Annotated in this window: 15 protein-coding genes; 9 read left to right on the top strand and 6 right to left on the bottom strand. The window is 43.5% G+C overall.

Annotated elements, in window-relative coordinates; translation table 11 throughout:
* Nucleotides 1-24: 24 nt before the first annotated feature.
* Nucleotides 25-918, bottom strand: a complete 894-nt coding sequence (locus tag FIS9605_RS0102685; protein WP_026731202.1) for a vWA domain-containing protein — start codon at nt 916-918, stop codon at nt 25-27.
* A 28-nt stretch (nt 919-946) separates the two neighbouring features.
* On the bottom strand, nt 947-2,188 hold the full coding sequence (locus FIS9605_RS36090) for a phosphate ABC transporter substrate-binding protein (protein ID WP_051469914.1): 1,242 nt from the start codon (nt 2,186-2,188) through the stop codon (nt 947-949).
* Between the two features lie 549 nt (nt 2,189-2,737).
* On the opposite strand from FIS9605_RS36090, the gene leuC reads away from it, so the two are divergent.
* Together leuC and leuD are read left to right on the top strand one after the other, a co-directional pair.
* The gene (leuC, locus tag FIS9605_RS0102675; RefSeq protein ID WP_026731201.1) at nt 2,738-4,144 is read left to right on the top strand and encodes a 3-isopropylmalate dehydratase large subunit; all 1,407 of its coding nucleotides are present in this window, start codon (nt 2,738-2,740) and stop codon (nt 4,142-4,144) included.
* A 164-nt stretch (nt 4,145-4,308) separates the two neighbouring features.
* Entirely contained in the window at nt 4,309-4,896 is a 588-nt protein-coding gene (leuD, locus tag FIS9605_RS0102670; RefSeq protein ID WP_026731200.1) for a 3-isopropylmalate dehydratase small subunit, read from the top strand.
* A 139-nt stretch (nt 4,897-5,035) separates the two neighbouring features.
* On the opposite strand, the gene FIS9605_RS0102660 is transcribed toward leuD, so the two are convergent.
* Nucleotides 5,036-6,004: a HEAT repeat domain-containing protein gene (locus FIS9605_RS0102660; RefSeq protein WP_026731199.1), complete on the bottom strand. Its 969-nt coding sequence runs from the start codon at nt 6,002-6,004 to the stop codon at nt 5,036-5,038.
* Between the two features lie 131 nt (nt 6,005-6,135).
* Here FIS9605_RS0102660 and FIS9605_RS0102655 point away from each other — a divergent pair, with 131 nt between their 5' ends.
* Entirely contained in the window at nt 6,136-6,621 is a 486-nt protein-coding gene (locus tag FIS9605_RS0102655; RefSeq protein WP_026731198.1) for a gluconokinase, read from the top strand.
* A 208-nt stretch (nt 6,622-6,829) separates the two neighbouring features.
* On the opposite strand, the gene FIS9605_RS0102650 is transcribed toward FIS9605_RS0102655, so the two are convergent.
* Nucleotides 6,830-7,810, bottom strand: coding sequence for a carbohydrate kinase family protein (locus FIS9605_RS0102650; RefSeq protein ID WP_026731197.1), 981 nt, complete (start codon nt 7,808-7,810; stop codon nt 6,830-6,832).
* Nucleotides 7,811-8,159: 349 nt separating this feature from the next.
* Between FIS9605_RS0102650 and FIS9605_RS0102645 the strand changes: the two genes are divergently transcribed.
* The 3 genes from FIS9605_RS0102645 to FIS9605_RS0102635 all read left to right on the top strand — a co-directional run bounded on the left by FIS9605_RS0102645 (nt 8,160) and on the right by FIS9605_RS0102635 (nt 10,843).
* A complete protein-coding gene (locus FIS9605_RS0102645; protein WP_026731196.1) occupies nt 8,160-8,438 on the top strand; it encodes a helix-turn-helix domain-containing protein in 279 nt (92 codons plus the stop codon).
* Between the two features lie 637 nt (nt 8,439-9,075).
* The gene (locus FIS9605_RS0102640; protein WP_026731195.1) at nt 9,076-9,729 is read left to right on the top strand and encodes a DUF6391 domain-containing protein; all 654 of its coding nucleotides are present in this window, start codon (nt 9,076-9,078) and stop codon (nt 9,727-9,729) included.
* Nucleotides 9,730-9,844: 115 nt separating this feature from the next.
* The gene (locus tag FIS9605_RS0102635) at nt 9,845-10,843 is read left to right on the top strand and encodes a glycosyltransferase (RefSeq protein WP_026731194.1); all 999 of its coding nucleotides are present in this window, start codon (nt 9,845-9,847) and stop codon (nt 10,841-10,843) included.
* Between the two features lie 168 nt (nt 10,844-11,011).
* On the opposite strand, the gene FIS9605_RS40550 is transcribed toward FIS9605_RS0102635, so the two are convergent.
* On the bottom strand, nt 11,012-11,179 hold the full coding sequence (locus FIS9605_RS40550) for a TetR/AcrR family transcriptional regulator (RefSeq protein ID WP_082209720.1): 168 nt from the start codon (nt 11,177-11,179) through the stop codon (nt 11,012-11,014).
* A gap of 370 nt (nt 11,180-11,549) precedes the next feature.
* Here FIS9605_RS40550 and FIS9605_RS0102625 point away from each other — a divergent pair, with 370 nt between their 5' ends.
* Both FIS9605_RS0102625 and FIS9605_RS0102620 read left to right on the top strand, forming a co-directional pair.
* The gene (locus FIS9605_RS0102625; protein ID WP_026731193.1) at nt 11,550-11,969 is read left to right on the top strand and encodes a VOC family protein; all 420 of its coding nucleotides are present in this window, start codon (nt 11,550-11,552) and stop codon (nt 11,967-11,969) included.
* Nucleotides 11,970-11,973: 4 nt separating this feature from the next.
* Nucleotides 11,974-12,552 (top strand): DUF1579 domain-containing protein, encoded by a 579-nt coding sequence (locus FIS9605_RS0102620; RefSeq protein ID WP_231510218.1) that lies wholly within the window; start codon nt 11,974-11,976, stop codon nt 12,550-12,552.
* A 173-nt stretch (nt 12,553-12,725) separates the two neighbouring features.
* Here FIS9605_RS0102620 and FIS9605_RS0102615 read toward each other — a convergent pair whose 3' ends face one another.
* A complete protein-coding gene (locus FIS9605_RS0102615; RefSeq protein WP_026731191.1) occupies nt 12,726-13,613 on the bottom strand; it encodes a bile acid:sodium symporter family protein in 888 nt (295 codons plus the stop codon).
* A gap of 145 nt (nt 13,614-13,758) precedes the next feature.
* Here FIS9605_RS0102615 and FIS9605_RS42320 point away from each other — a divergent pair, with 145 nt between their 5' ends.
* Nucleotides 13,759-13,914 (top strand): hypothetical protein, encoded by a 156-nt coding sequence (locus FIS9605_RS42320; RefSeq protein ID WP_231510217.1) that lies wholly within the window; start codon nt 13,759-13,761, stop codon nt 13,912-13,914.
* Nucleotides 13,915-13,976: the final 62 nt, after the last annotated feature.

Below are 13,976 nucleotides of genomic sequence, written 5' to 3'. Positions count from 1 at the left end.
AATTATTTTTTAATTCACCTTTTTTTAACATGACGATAAAAATGGTAAACCCCATACTCTCCACATAATTAGAGGTGTCACCACAGTCCAAAATAAAGCATTGCCTATTGCTAACTGTCCGCTCAAATTCATTGGCAAATTGAACAATCCCTGAAGAATTAATTTATCTAGAGGTAAAGTTAGCAACCACATAAAAGCAATCCAGGCACAACCTCGCCAGAAATTAACCCATCTTTGGTTACTGTTAAAACTATCAAAAAAAATGTTTGTAAATAGTTCTTGAATATTATACAAACCCGATACGTAAATCCCCTGTGTGATGCTAGCAGCTAACTTGAGTGTAGAGGCATCTGCACCTACTACTAAAGAATTAATTTTTACATCTTTACTTACAGCTTGACTAATAACAGTTTCTGACACCTCAGCAATTCCATCAGTAACGATTAATAATTCACGACAGTGATTTTGAATACTGCTGAGGACTTTTGTACTTTCCTCAATAGCTTTATCAACATTAGTTCCTTCACCAACTTGTAAGGGCAAGATAGGATTCGCTAAAGCTTGATTTAGCTGGGATTCTAACTTTTGTTTATCGCTAGAAAAGGAATTAGTTAGAGGTACAACTTGATCGGCAGAGCCAAAAATCTGAATCTGATTGGGAGAACTTAATTGTTGTGAATTAAGTTCTAGGTATGCTTGCACTGCTGCTACTTCTTGAGCCATAAACGTGTTGGGTGCGTTGAATGGCTGCCCTTGGTAAGTACTTTGGCTTAAATCTAAGGCGATCGCCACCGCCACATCAGGTTTACCCAGTCTTAAAAACCCACACAAAGCTGCCGCAACTAAACAAATAACAAAGAATATCAACGGAATTTGGAACAAAGGGTACAGCCACAAACTACGACGAAATCTACTCATGGATGTGGAATTTTAAATGTAGATTTTGTTAGCGCAGAGGAACCAAGCCAGCTTGATTTACTATTTGTTGACCTTCGTCACTCAACAGCATATTGGCATAAGCAACACCAGACTGTTCATCTAATTTGCCATCTCGTTTAACTATCACAAACAACCGCCTGGTTATCGGGTAAGTGTCTTTGGCAAAAACAGCTTTATTTACTTCCTTTCCGTTACAAGGAGTAATAAAACCTTTATTAATTTCTCTCCCGATTGGGAGAGTTTTTACTAAACTTTGATTGCAAACTTCTGAAGCAGTAGCGTAACCAATTCCCCCAGGAGTTGTAGCCACCTTTTTGATACCACTTGTAGTGTCTCTCACGTATGGTTTTGCAGACGAAGCAAAATCAGCTTTTCCTAAGACTGTTTCTTGAAAATATTCAGGAGTACCCCCATCTTGAGGATCGCGACTGATAACGGTAATTGCAAGATCGGAACCACTCACTTGTTTCCAATTAGTGATTTTTCCAGTAAAGATGTCTCTAATTTGGGATACTGTCAAACCAGAGATAGATATTTGAGGATTGATGTAAATAGCAATTCCATCAATGGCAACAGGTATTTGTTCCAACTGGAAATTCCGCTCTTTTGCTGCTTTGTACTTGGCATCTTTTACAGGTCGAGAAGATTGGGAAAAACTCAGTTGACCGTCTATCAGCATTTTGATGCCGATACCAGAACCAGGCTTATTTCCTGATGGCGGTTCGGTATAAACCAATTGATACCCCGGATGTGCTTGATTAATTCGCTCTACTATCGCCGGATTCCTTAACGGTGCAAAGCTTGTAGAGCCTCCGTATCTAAATATTACCGTAGGAACATTCGCTACTTTCAAGGTAGGATATGTATTTACGGGAGCAGCAGGAGAGATTGCAGCACTTGGAGATGATGTAGGAGCAGAAGTAGAAGCAGATAAAGTAGAAGAAATAGCAACAGTGGAATCAACTGCTATACAGATGCCATTAATTTTTTGTTTATTTCCACGGCAAGATTGAGACTGCCAAATCTGATAACCACTAATAACAGCCAAAGTTAGAACACCAGTTATCGCCGCTGCGATCGCTTTTACCGGAGGTTTACTTTTATCACCAATCATAGCCTCCTTCGGTAAGCCACAAATTACACAGTCTGCCCCAAAATTTTCATAGGGATCGTGCTTTCCTGGAGGATTTTGATGGGGGTAGGATTTTCCATCTTTTGGCACACCATCGCACTCCCAACTTTTCGCCATGTCTGCCCAACCTCCTAATATGTTTTTGCTACCTGAGCTTTTGAATTTACCTACAGATAGAGTGTGGATGCTTCTGTGAAAATTTATTTACACATATCTCTCATCATGGCTAGGTTATGCAAAAATCAGCGTAAATTATAGATTGTTTTTCTTTACTATTAGTATTTCTTTGGCAGAAGCGATATTTTCCGCATACTATATTGTATCAACATAAAAATTTACAAATTTACAAATTAAATCAAGTCACAACGAACGTAAATAAGTAGGCATCATGAACTGCCTACTCTACGGGAAGCCCCTCTGACGGGCGTCTAAAGATCGCGCTGCCTAATCTCACAGATGCCTTACTTTTATCTAAAAAGTAATGAGACTCATATCTCTTACATATTAGTTAAGCAACAAAAATATATTGGACATGACTAACAAGCTTTTCTATCGTGAAGATTATAGGTAACAAAAAGCTCTCGCTATAGCCTTAGGCTTGGCGGTAGCTAATTCACTTTATTTGATACCATCTAAAAAATGCGACAGCTTAAAACAAATTCAAGTATGAGCAAAGGTACACTATTTGATAAAGTTTGGGACTTACACACTGTTGGTAAACTTCCTTCAGGACAAACGCAACTATTAATTGGACTACACCTGATCCATGAAGTTACCAGTCCCCAAGCCTTTGCTATGCTGAGGGAGCGGGGTTTGAAAGTATTGTTTCCAGAGCGGACAGTCGCTACGGTAGACCATATCGTACCAACAACAAATCAAGCACGTCCTTTTGCTGATACTCTGGCAGAAGAAATGATGCAGGCGCTAGAGCAGAATTGTCAAGAAAATGGCATTACCTTCTACAATATTGGTTCTGGAAATCAGGGGATTGTGCATGTGATTGCGCCAGAACAAGGACTCACCCAACCTGGAATGACGATCGCCTGTGGAGATAGCCATACTTCAACCCACGGTGCCTTTGGGGCGATCGCTTTTGGTATTGGTACTAGCCAAGTCCGCGACGTTCTCGCTTCCCAAACCCTGGCCCTGTCTAAACTCAAAGTCCGCAAAATCGAAGTCAACGGCACTCTCAAACCAGGAGTCTACGCCAAAGATGTCATCCTCCATATTATTCGTACCCTCGGTGTGAAAGGTGGTGTCGGATACGCCTACGAATTTGCAGGTACCACCTTTGCACAAATGAGCATGGAAGAACGGATGACAGTCTGCAATATGGCGATCGAAGGCGGTGCACGTTGCGGCTATATCAACCCCGATCAAGTCACCTACGAATACCTCAAGGGTAGAGACTTTGCCCCCAAAGGTGCAGATTGGGACAAAGCAGTTGCTTGGTGGGAGTCCATCAAGAGTGATGCCGACGCCGAGTACGATGATGTAGTAGTTTTCGATGCTGCTGACATTCCTCCTACCGTCACTTGGGGTATAACTCCCGGTCAAGGTATCGGAATTGACCAGTCCGTACCCTCTCCCCAACAACTACCCCAAGATGACCGCCAAATAGCTGAAGAAGCTTACAATTATATGGGTCTTGCTCCCGGTCAACCCATCCAAGGCACCAAAGTCGATGTCTGCTTTATTGGCAGCTGCACCAACGGACGAATCAGCGATTTGCGAGAAGCCGCCAAAGTTGCCAAGGGACGGCACGTTGCCGCAGGAATCAAAGCCTTCGTAGTCCCTGGTTCCGAACGGGTGAAACAGCAAGCTGAAGCAGAAGGACTAGATAAAATCTTCACGGAAGCAGGATTTGAGTGGCGCGAACCCGGATGTTCGATGTGCCTGGCCATGAACCCTGATAAACTTCAGGGACAACAGATCAGCGCCTCTTCCTCCAACCGTAACTTTAAAGGTAGACAAGGTTCAGCCTCCGGCCGCACTTTGCTGATGAGTCCCGCGATGGTTGCAGCAGCGGCGGTGAAAGGCGAAGTATTTGACGTGCGTGAGTTGTTGAATTAATTCTTAGTGTCTTGGTGCCTTGGTGGTTAATAAAACATATTTTTGAAACACAAAGACGAGCCAGCGCGCCCTTGGGGGTTCCCCCCGTTGTAGCGACTGGCGTACAAAGACACAAAGCTTGACACAACTGACATTTTTCCCCTACTCCTCAATCCAAAAGTCTTATGGCAAGTGAAGTTAAAGCAGTTTCCGGACGCGGTATTCCTTTAGTGGGCAATGACATTGATACTGACCGCATTATTCCTGCCCGTTTTTTGCGCTGTGTCACCTTTGATGGCTTAGGCGCACACGCGTTTGCTGACGATCGCGCTGCACTCAAAGGACAACATCCCTTTGATCAACCGCAGTATCAAGGCGCAAAAATTTTGGTCGTCAACCGCAACTTTGGCTGTGGTTCCTCACGAGAACACGCACCCCAAGCGATCGCTAAATGGGGTATTCAAGCGCTGGTGGGCGAAAGCTTCGCGGAAATCTTTTTCGGTAATTGTGTAGCGATGGGTATTCCCTGCGTTACTGCTGATGCTGCCACTGTTAAACAACTGCAAGACCTTCTAGCTGCTAATCCCCAAGCACCTATGACAGTGAACTTGGAAACAATGCAGGTGCAAAGTGGTGACTTTTCTGCTCCTATTTCAATGAGCGAAGGAGCCAAAAATATGTTTATTTCCGGTACATGGGATGCTTGCGGTCAATTAGTAGCTCACGCTGACCAAATTCGGGCAACAGCGGCAAAGTTGCCATACATGAATTGAGTCAAGTTGCTGCAAGTTAGGTTAGGAAATATCGCTAACTGATGCGCGATAATGGCAGCTTATTTTTACCTTTGTGTCTTGGTGTCTTGGTGGTGAAAAAATCTTTTTTAAACCACAAAGACACTAAGACACCAAGCATTTAACTTTGCATGGCTATTGCTTGGAGGAAGCTGATATCTGCTCGTTGCTCAGCTGCCTTATAAACTCGTTGCCACAGTTCATAGTCTTCTCGATAAATACTTAATGCTGCGATCGCATCTTTGGCGTCCAAGTCTTTTCCTTCTGCAACGAGTGATATCAGAAACTCCAAAGCTTGATCGTGTCGCAGCATGGCAATTGCCAATAATCCTGTGCGACGAAGTTCTGCACTCCTTGTTCGCTCCCACCAGTTTTTCAGGGTATCAAATGCTGCATCCAATCGCGATTCACCTAATGCCAATGCCGCTAGCTCACAGATTTGCTCCTCTGAGTCAACGAGAAAACTAGCTACCAAAGGAAGTGACTGTTGGGGAGCAAGTTGTAGCAAAGCGGTGAAACATTCCGAGAGAACTTGAGGAGCTGGATCGCCAATGCGGACTTTCAAACGCAGTAATGGCACACCTTGGGGATTGGCACTATACGCGATCGCACGAGTAGCAGCAACCCTTGCCTCTGGTTTTGGATCGGCCAGCAAATCTGCTAACTCGTTCATTACATCTGAGTAGTTCATCCTCACCAGACCTAAGGCACAAATTCCCCGTAGGTGAGCAGCAGTATCTTCTTTTCCTCCCCAAATGGGTTCCATCTGCACATGCCTAATACCTTCAAGAAAAAGATTTTCGTCGCTGTATTCCAGGCGATAGAGTGTTTCAGCAATCTCTTTTTTGGCAAGGCAACCTTGGTCTGTTACCGTAGGATTGACCATCATGCGAGCAAAAGCTGCTACAAGGTCGGGAATCAACTCAACAATGGCAAATTTACCTACTATTTTTGCAGTTCTAGCAATAGCAACAGAATACTTGCTGTTTAGAACTTGGCGCAAGCTGGCGATCGCTTCTTCAGTGGTAGGATTCTCCTGTATTTGAGAAAGGAGAGATAGCATTTCTTCCTTTTTTCGTGATTTTGCCATGTTTCACCTTGGCTACTTACTCTCAAGACAGGGGCGCAAATATATTTTTAGAGAGTTTTTATTAAGTATAGAATGCCTAAAAATTGGAGATAATTCACAAAAACTAACCAGTCTTCAGTTAGCAATTGGTAATGATAATCCTCATAATGGGCGTCTCTGGTTCCGGTAAAACTACCATAGGTCAACTATTGGCAGACTCATTGCAATGGGAATTTCGCGACGCCGACAATTTCCATTTGCCCAAAAATATCGACAAAATGCGCCGTGGTATTCCTCTGGATGATGCTGATAGATTGCCTTGGCTGCAAGATATACAAGCAGCAATCAAAAATTGGTTGGAAGAAAATCAAAATGTTGTACTGGCATGTTCAGCACTCAAAGATAGCTATCGCCAGTATTTTTTAATTGGTGATAAACGCATCAAGTTGGTTTATCTTCAAGGGTCGTTTGAATTGATTCAAAAACGCTTACAAGAGCGGCAAAATCATTTTATGCCCGAAAAACTCCTTCAAAGTCAGCTTGATGCCCTTGAGGAACCTGCTGATGCTATCTATGTGGATATTTCACAGCCGCCACAGGAAATTGTTCAAGAGATTAGGGATAGTTTGCAGATCTAACCTGCTCAAGACTCATGAAATTTGTGTAGGGTTGGGTTTACCAGATAAATTGTCGCCTCAGTTGAGTATTATCCGCAAAACCCGTCCCTACTGAGCTGTCAGGCATTTAATTTTTTCACGATCGCAGAGGGGAAGAGGGAGAGTGGGGGGAGGGTCTGACCAATCTTCCCAAAGCTTAAATCATGCAAAATAGAAGCGCGACAGCTTATCATGACTTGGACTGCTGCAAAAGAAAAGCTTCCACTTCCGCTGCGGTAGGTTGAGATGCGATCGCCCCTGGTTTCATTGTCGTCAGCGCCCCGACAGCAGTTGCATAGGTGACAATTTGTTTGGTTTTTTCTGGGTCGCTCAAGCTTTGCATCCCATGAGTTAGTAATTGCTGAATTAACCCAGCTACAAAGCTATCGCCCGCACCAGTTGTGTCAGCAACAGAAACAGAAAAAGCTGGTAACTCACCGTCATTTTCTTCAAAGGAGTAAGCACAACCGTGTTCTCCATCCGTCACCACTACACCCTCCACGGAGTCGAGGCGGTTGAGAATTTCTCTCGGTCTTCTGGTGCCAAATAGCCATTCAGCTTCTTCTAGTGAGAGTTTGAGAAAATCGACTTGTTTGAATAATTCGCGAATCGTTTGCGGTGCAATGTCAGGATTCGTCCAAAATACAGGACGCCAATTAACATCTAACAAAACCTTGAGGTTGTATTCTTCTGCTAGTTCCAAAGCACGGCGAACTGCTTTACCACTTTCGGGATAGGCTAATTCTAGAGTACCTACAACCAAAAAATCTGCTGCTTCAAATAGCTTGATTGGTAATTGCCCTGCTTGCAGGCGGGTGTCAGCGAATTCTGTGGTACTATACTGTCCAAATCCAGCAAAGTGGCGATCGCCCGATAGGGAACGCACAACATAAACCTGCCGGGTTGGTGCCGTGGAATGACGTTGCACACCAGTTGTATCTACACCTATTTTTTGCAATAGCTCTACCAGTTCATTACCAGGTTCATCTTCACCCACACAACCGATAAATCCTGCTGGTATCCCCAGCTTTACCAAGGCGCAGGCTACGTTAGCTGGTGCACCCCCTGGGTAGGGAGTCCAAGACTCGACCTCTTCGAGCGATCGCCCTAATTGATCGGCTAAACAATCAAATAAAATTTCACCCAAGCACAAAACACGGGAATTACTCATCTGATTTTAAAATTTCGATTTTGGAAGAGAAATTTCCAGTATAAAATCTACAATAATTTCTATTCCTTTGTCGGCAGTTGTTCATACAATTAAACAGCATTTTCTGCCACTCAAAATTACTGTTAATTCTTCTAATTAGTGTTATTTAATGTGGTAATATTTTTGCTTGATTTTTTATTTGTAAAATAAAATACAATTTTATGTGCCACCCTACTGCTACATAACCGATTTAAAAAGAAAAATTAATAATAAGTATTACTGCTAACACTGGAAATGCCTACCAGCAAAAGAATCTTCTAGAATGAAAAAGAGCGATTAAGTACATATACCAAGGAGGATAAAATAAAGCATGGCTGGTGGCGAGTCTCAGACCCCTGTAAGTCTGTCAGACAGAGAACTGCAAATTATCGACTTAGTGGCCGCTGGCTTAACTAATCAAGAAATTGCAGCTAAACTTGAAATTAGTAAGCGTACAGTTGATAACCATATCAGCAACATTCTCACCAAAACGGGTACAGACAATCGAGTAGCTCTTGTCCGCTGGGCATTGCACTGGGGCAAAGTCTGCTTGAACGATGTCAATTGCTGTCCTCTGCCCAACCCAAACAATGAATTAACAGATTACTAGTATGCTGCTAAGCCCATTTTGATAGGTTTTTATTTGTTCTTCTCCTCACGCCTGACGTTCAGTGTGAACCTTTCAAAATTAAGCGCAACAGAGTACTGGAATATTTGTTAGGGGCTAAGACAGTTTTCCCCACTTATGAGAATCATGTTGGCTAGGTCAAGCATCCCAACTGTATGGACAAGGACATTGGCGCGAGGGAGACGCTGCTTCTTTCCACAGAGTGGACGCCTTTCACCGCTGCCAAATGCCCTTGGTAAGTTTCGCCTTTGCTTAAAAGACAAAATATCTAGTGCAGCGCGGCAGAAACAACTAGATAGCTAGAGAAAACCAAAAAGCATGTGGTACAAATATTATTCCCTTCTGCCTCCTGCATGGCACCGATTCAGTAATCTTCAAATGAAAAGAAGGATAAGGAGGACAAAACAATTCAAAAGTCAAAAGTCACGCATTAGAATCTTGACTTTTGACTTTTGACCTCCCGAAGGGTGTCTCCCTTATCTCACCCATAAAGACAATTTCTGAATACTGAATCGACGTTCTAGTAGTAGTCAACAAAAATTAGCAACAATCCACGGGCTGAAACGGTACATTTGAAAGAAATCTATATTGCTCCATCAGCTTGGGGAGCAGTGTTGTTATGAATACTTCTACTTATGCGAAAACAAACGAGTTTCCGTTTGACTTTGTTAATTTTGATTTAACCACACCTCAACCGACCTTAGATGCCGATTTACTCAGACAGCTATCGTTTATTCCAGGCTTGAAAGAAATTCTCATGCTGCGACAGGTTCATGCTCTAGAACATGCCACAGTTTGGGTTCTGAGTGAATCTAAAAGCACTCATCCTCCTCTCGTCACCTCTAGCAATTTTCAGATAGACAACGAACTTTTAAGTGGTTTGTCTACAGATCGGGGATTTTTCCTTTATGGCGAGGTCAATATCAGCGATTTGCGACGCGCGGTTACACTTGCCCTACATCGGCTGACGAATGGAGAATGGCATTTAGCTGTACATCCCCGTTGCGGCACAAATTTATCAGTGGCAATGTTGTTGACAGCTGGACTTGCTGTAGGTGCTCATGTTTTGCTACCACGAGGACCGATTGAACAACTCGTTGGTTTAGGATTAGCGGCAACAACAGCAGCAGAACTAGCCCCTAATATAGGTGCTTTAGCACAACGTTACTTGACAACTGCTATTCCCTTTAATTTAGAAACTGAAAACATAACACGTACCCATGACGTTTGGGGACGAGAAGCGTATTTTGTGAAAGTACGCTGGCGGGAGTGAGAGGAGGGGGAGAGGGGAAGATGGGGAGAGGGGGAGATGGGGAGAAAGTTTTTAATCCCTAATCCCTAGTCCCCAGTCCCCAGTCCCTAATCGCTCATTCAGGAAAATCAATATCATGAGAAAACTTTATTTTTTACTCCCTGGGACAGATGGCAAATTTGCCTGCGGTGGTCTTTGGGCAGAATTAAAAACATTTAATCTAGCCAAGCTCATTTGTCATGCTGATGTCGTGACTTACCGTCAACGAGAAGAGGGAAAACTTTTCATAGATGATGTAATTCAACAGAAAAATTTAGATGATGTGATTTTTGTCGTTAGTTGGGGATTTGATGTAGCTCAACTTGTTGCCAAGCTCAAACAATATAATGTTGTGTACCATGCTCACAGTGCTGGTTACGGTTTTAAACTTCCTGGGAGTATTCCAATTATCACTGTTAGCCGCAATACAATGGGATATTGGGGACAACTTTCACCTAATTCTTTGATTTATTATTTGCCCAATCAAATTGGTAATGAATTTCAAAATTTAAATATTGAAAGAGATATTGATGTTTTAGTTCAGGCTCGCAAATCTTCTGAATATTTAATGCAGGAATTGATTCCAGCTTTGCAGCGGCATTGTCAAGTATTTGTAGTTGATTCCTATGTAGAATATTTAGCAGGACTATTCAATCGGGCTAAGGTTTATCTTTATGATTCTGCTGAATATTGGGCACTACAGGGCGTAAGTGAAGGATTTGGTCTGCAACCAATGGAAGCTCTTGCTTGTGGTTGTCAGGTCTTCTCCAGTATCAACGGTGGACTGTCTGATTACTTAGATCCTGGATTTAATTGCTATAAAATCGCTGGTTATTCAAAAGAATATGATATTCAACGTATTTTAAAAGTTCTTGCAGATTGGACATCGCCAGCATTACCTGAAGATTTTTTCGCAGAGTATCGGACTGAAAATATTACTCAGCGTTTGCAAATCATTCTGGATGAATTAAATGAGTTTTTTGACCACAAAATACATCAACCTGCTAATATTAAGAGCCTGACAAGAATGCGCGTGAAAAAATTACGCATACAGAGTATATTCGCGAAGGTAAAAAAGAAGTATTTGAGAATTTAATAAGTTGGCTTTGCTGAATCGAGGTATGAATTTTGTAGAAGCAATTCATGAATTGCTTCTACACCAATATATTGTCAATCTAATGTTAAAAGTTTCATACTTTCAATCAGCAACGCCAATAAGTTAGTAGTTAGACTGTTCAAACTCCTGGTGCTCAAACCCTTGCAACTACACAGTTGCACGATGCGTCGTCACCTCTTCAATCAGTTTGTCTTTTGAAGGCAACCAACGGTATAAGGTGCGTTTTGCTACACCAGATGTGGCAATCACTTCGTTGATACCCACGTACTGAATTCCCTTTGCTGCACTCACGCGATCGCCGGATACCTCATTCACAGAACTGCTTACGCTCTACGAAGGTAGCGATCGCCTGCACTATTTGCAACTGTCTTCAATGGGGTGCTGAACTATCCAGAAACGATTTAGAACAATTCCAACACACATTTTAGTCTTTCTTAAGATTAATTATAGTACAAAAGTACTACAATTGCTCATTAAGGCACTAACCAAGAAAAAAACCAACCGCTATCTAGCCCGGTAGGGTGCTGCCCCCACCAGGAGAGATTTTGAATAAGCCGAAAAAATATAAGGCTGGGATTTTTTTAAAGGTTCCTCCTAAGCAGTCACACCGTTTCACGTGGTTCCTTCGGATTAGCGTGAAGTGCTAATCGCATTCCTCATTCACAATCAGCCCAAGGAGTACACCATGCAATTAAACCCTTATCTGATGTTCAACGGTCAATGCGAGGCGGCGTTTAAGTTCTATGAGCAGTGTCTAGGGGGCAAAATCACAACGATGATGACTTATGCAGAGTCGCCAGAGTCACCAATGGCAGATCAGGTACCACCGGAATGGCGCAATCAAATTCTGCATGTCGGACTGATGATCGGCGACCAGGAATTGATGGGTTCTGACAGTCTACCTGAATATTATGAAGAAACAAAAGGTTTTTCCGTATCTATTAGTCTTAACGATCCGGTAGAAGCGGAGCGCATCTTTCACACATTAGCAGAAAACGGCACGGTGCGAATGCCGCTCCAGCAAACGTTTTGGGCTTACCGTTTTGGTATGCTGGTCGATCAATTTGGCATTCCGTGGATGATTAACTGTGACCAAGCTGCCTAGTCTTATGGAACAACTCTCAATCACGTGCCTGACAACTGATGAATGGGAAAAAGCACAGGCAAACATTACGCTGTTTTGGGATACAACAGGAGGCAACAAAATGAAGACTGAACTGCACAAGGAACACGATTGGCTACAAAAGCTCGTCGGCGAGTGGACATATGAAACGGAGGTGAAGATGGGATCGGAGCAGCTTTCAGAGAAAGCTACGGGAACCGAGAGCGTGCGATCGCTCGATGGACTCTGGATTCTAGCGGAAGGACAGGGTGAGATGCCTGGCTGCGGAGCCGCGACGACGATGCTGACGCTCGGCTATGATCCGCACAAACAGCGGTACGTGGGCACCTGGATCGGATCGATGATGACCTACCTCTGGGTGTACGACGGCGAACTGGACGCGGCTGCAAGGGTGCTGACGCTCAATTCCGAGGGACCCGCTATGACTGGCGAGGAGAAGATGGCGAAGTACAAGGATGCAATCGAGTTTAAGAGCAACGATCGCCGGGTGCTGACATCGCATGTGTTGGGCGATGACGGGCAGTGGCACAAGTTCATGACCGTGAACTATCAAAGGAAGCAATAGCTCTCTTCCATAAATCCTAAAAACCCCCTCAATCCCCCCGTAAACGACACTACCCTATCCCTTCTCGTAAACGGGGAGGATACTCCTCGTTGGAATAGCGTTCACCATTCCTGCTCCTCCAGCCTTTTTGCATTGCCACCGCGCTAGGTAATACCGCCCATCAATCTAACCACCTACCCTACCATCTTCTTCACTTTTTGCGACAGAACCAACTTTCTACCGTAGCCAATGGCAACAAACCCTGTGAGATTCATAAACAAGCTGTAAACAGCAGCAGGAACTGCCATATCAGGGTTGTTAAGTAGTCCGGCGGTAATTGCGATCGCAAGTGTACCATTTTGAATACCAACTTCAATGGCAATGCAGATTTGCTGAGCAAGATCGAGGTTGAACAGCTTGCTAATATATAACCCTGCAAGTATTGAAAAGACATTCAACAGCACACAAGAGATTCCAACCTGAAGAATAAAGCCAGGGAGGCGATCCCACTCGCGAATGATGAGTGCGATGATAACGATCGCCAGTAATGCGATCGCCAGGCGGCTAGTAACTTTTTCGAGGCGGAGGGCAAGTTCTGGAAATATTTGCCGCAAATACATTCCCAACCCAATCGGAACGAGCGTAATTAGAAAAATTTGCAGCATCGTTGAACTAATGGGTAGTGCGATCGCAGCAGTTCGACGGATAAAATGCTGGAGTGCAAGATTTGCAAACGTGGGAATCGTAAATACTGTGATGATACTGCTCAATGCTGTCAGGGTGACAGAGAGTGCAACATCTCCCTTTGCCAGGTATGTAATTAGATTTGATGATGGCCCACCTGGACACAGTGCCAGTATCATTAACCCGACGGCGATCGCAGGTGGCATTGGCACAACTTTAGCAATTACAAAGCCAATAATAGGTAAAATAATTAACTGACTTATTAAGCCTATCGAGACAGCTTTAGGATACTTCCTTACACGCTGAAAATCTTCTGGCAGCAACGATAGACCCATCCCCAGCATAATGATAGCTAGCGCGATAGGTAATAGAACAGTAGTTAAAAAACTGGCTTGCATAATCTTGTTTTAACCATTTATCGTTGGTGAATTTGATAAATTCTTTGCCGTTATCATAAAATACATCGGCTACAAGCTGGTTACATACATCGAATTAACTAAAGCAGCAAAGTCACAATTACACCATCACGCTGAGGAGACAATTATGGCATCAGCAATCATGGTCGAAGGCAAATGGATAACCGATGGGAATGAGCAAAATCAAAGCGGTGAGTTCCATGAGATACCAACAACCTTGCGCGATCGCGTGAGTGCAGATTTGACGAACGGCACGATCGCTTCGCGCTTCGCTAAGGTGTAGTTGCGATCGCATTATGATCTTGAAAGCTGGCTGCCTTCTTGTATTAGTATTTTATTGCGACC

Source organism: Fischerella sp. PCC 9605 (assembly GCF_000517105.1).
Taxonomy (GTDB): Bacteria; Cyanobacteriota; Cyanobacteriia; order Cyanobacteriales; family Nostocaceae; genus PCC9605.
The sequence above is the reverse complement of the archived record's forward strand: the minus strand, read 5'-3'. Positions and strand labels throughout refer to the sequence as shown.

Bases quoted from the DNA above. Each gene is read 5' to 3' on its own strand.
- FIS9605_RS0102685 (WP_026731202.1), bottom strand. From the start codon at position 918: ATGAGTAGATTTCGTCGTAGTTTGTGGCTGTACCCTTTGTTCCAAATT.
- FIS9605_RS36090 (WP_051469914.1), bottom strand. From the start codon at position 2,188: ATGGCGAAAAGTTGGGAGTGCGATGGTGTGCCAAAAGATGGAAAATCC.
- leuC (WP_026731201.1), top strand. From the start codon at position 2,738: ATGAGCAAAGGTACACTATTTGATAAAGTTTGGGACTTACACACTGTT.
- leuD (WP_026731200.1), top strand. From the start codon at position 4,309: ATGGCAAGTGAAGTTAAAGCAGTTTCCGGACGCGGTATTCCTTTAGTG.
- FIS9605_RS0102660 (WP_026731199.1), bottom strand. From the start codon at position 6,004: ATGGCAAAATCACGAAAAAAGGAAGAAATGCTATCTCTCCTTTCTCAA.
- FIS9605_RS0102655 (WP_026731198.1), top strand. From the start codon at position 6,136: ATGATAATCCTCATAATGGGCGTCTCTGGTTCCGGTAAAACTACCATA.
- FIS9605_RS0102650 (WP_026731197.1), bottom strand. From the start codon at position 7,810: ATGAGTAATTCCCGTGTTTTGTGCTTGGGTGAAATTTTATTTGATTGT.
- FIS9605_RS0102645 (WP_026731196.1), top strand. From the start codon at position 8,160: ATGGCTGGTGGCGAGTCTCAGACCCCTGTAAGTCTGTCAGACAGAGAA.
- FIS9605_RS0102640 (WP_026731195.1), top strand. From the start codon at position 9,076: ATGAATACTTCTACTTATGCGAAAACAAACGAGTTTCCGTTTGACTTT.
- FIS9605_RS0102635 (WP_026731194.1), top strand. From the start codon at position 9,845: ATGAGAAAACTTTATTTTTTACTCCCTGGGACAGATGGCAAATTTGCC.
- FIS9605_RS0102625 (WP_026731193.1), top strand. From the start codon at position 11,550: ATGCAATTAAACCCTTATCTGATGTTCAACGGTCAATGCGAGGCGGCG.
- FIS9605_RS0102620 (WP_231510218.1), top strand. From the start codon at position 11,974: ATGGAACAACTCTCAATCACGTGCCTGACAACTGATGAATGGGAAAAA.
- FIS9605_RS0102615 (WP_026731191.1), bottom strand. From the start codon at position 13,613: ATGCAAGCCAGTTTTTTAACTACTGTTCTATTACCTATCGCGCTAGCT.
- FIS9605_RS42320 (WP_231510217.1), top strand. From the start codon at position 13,759: ATGGCATCAGCAATCATGGTCGAAGGCAAATGGATAACCGATGGGAAT.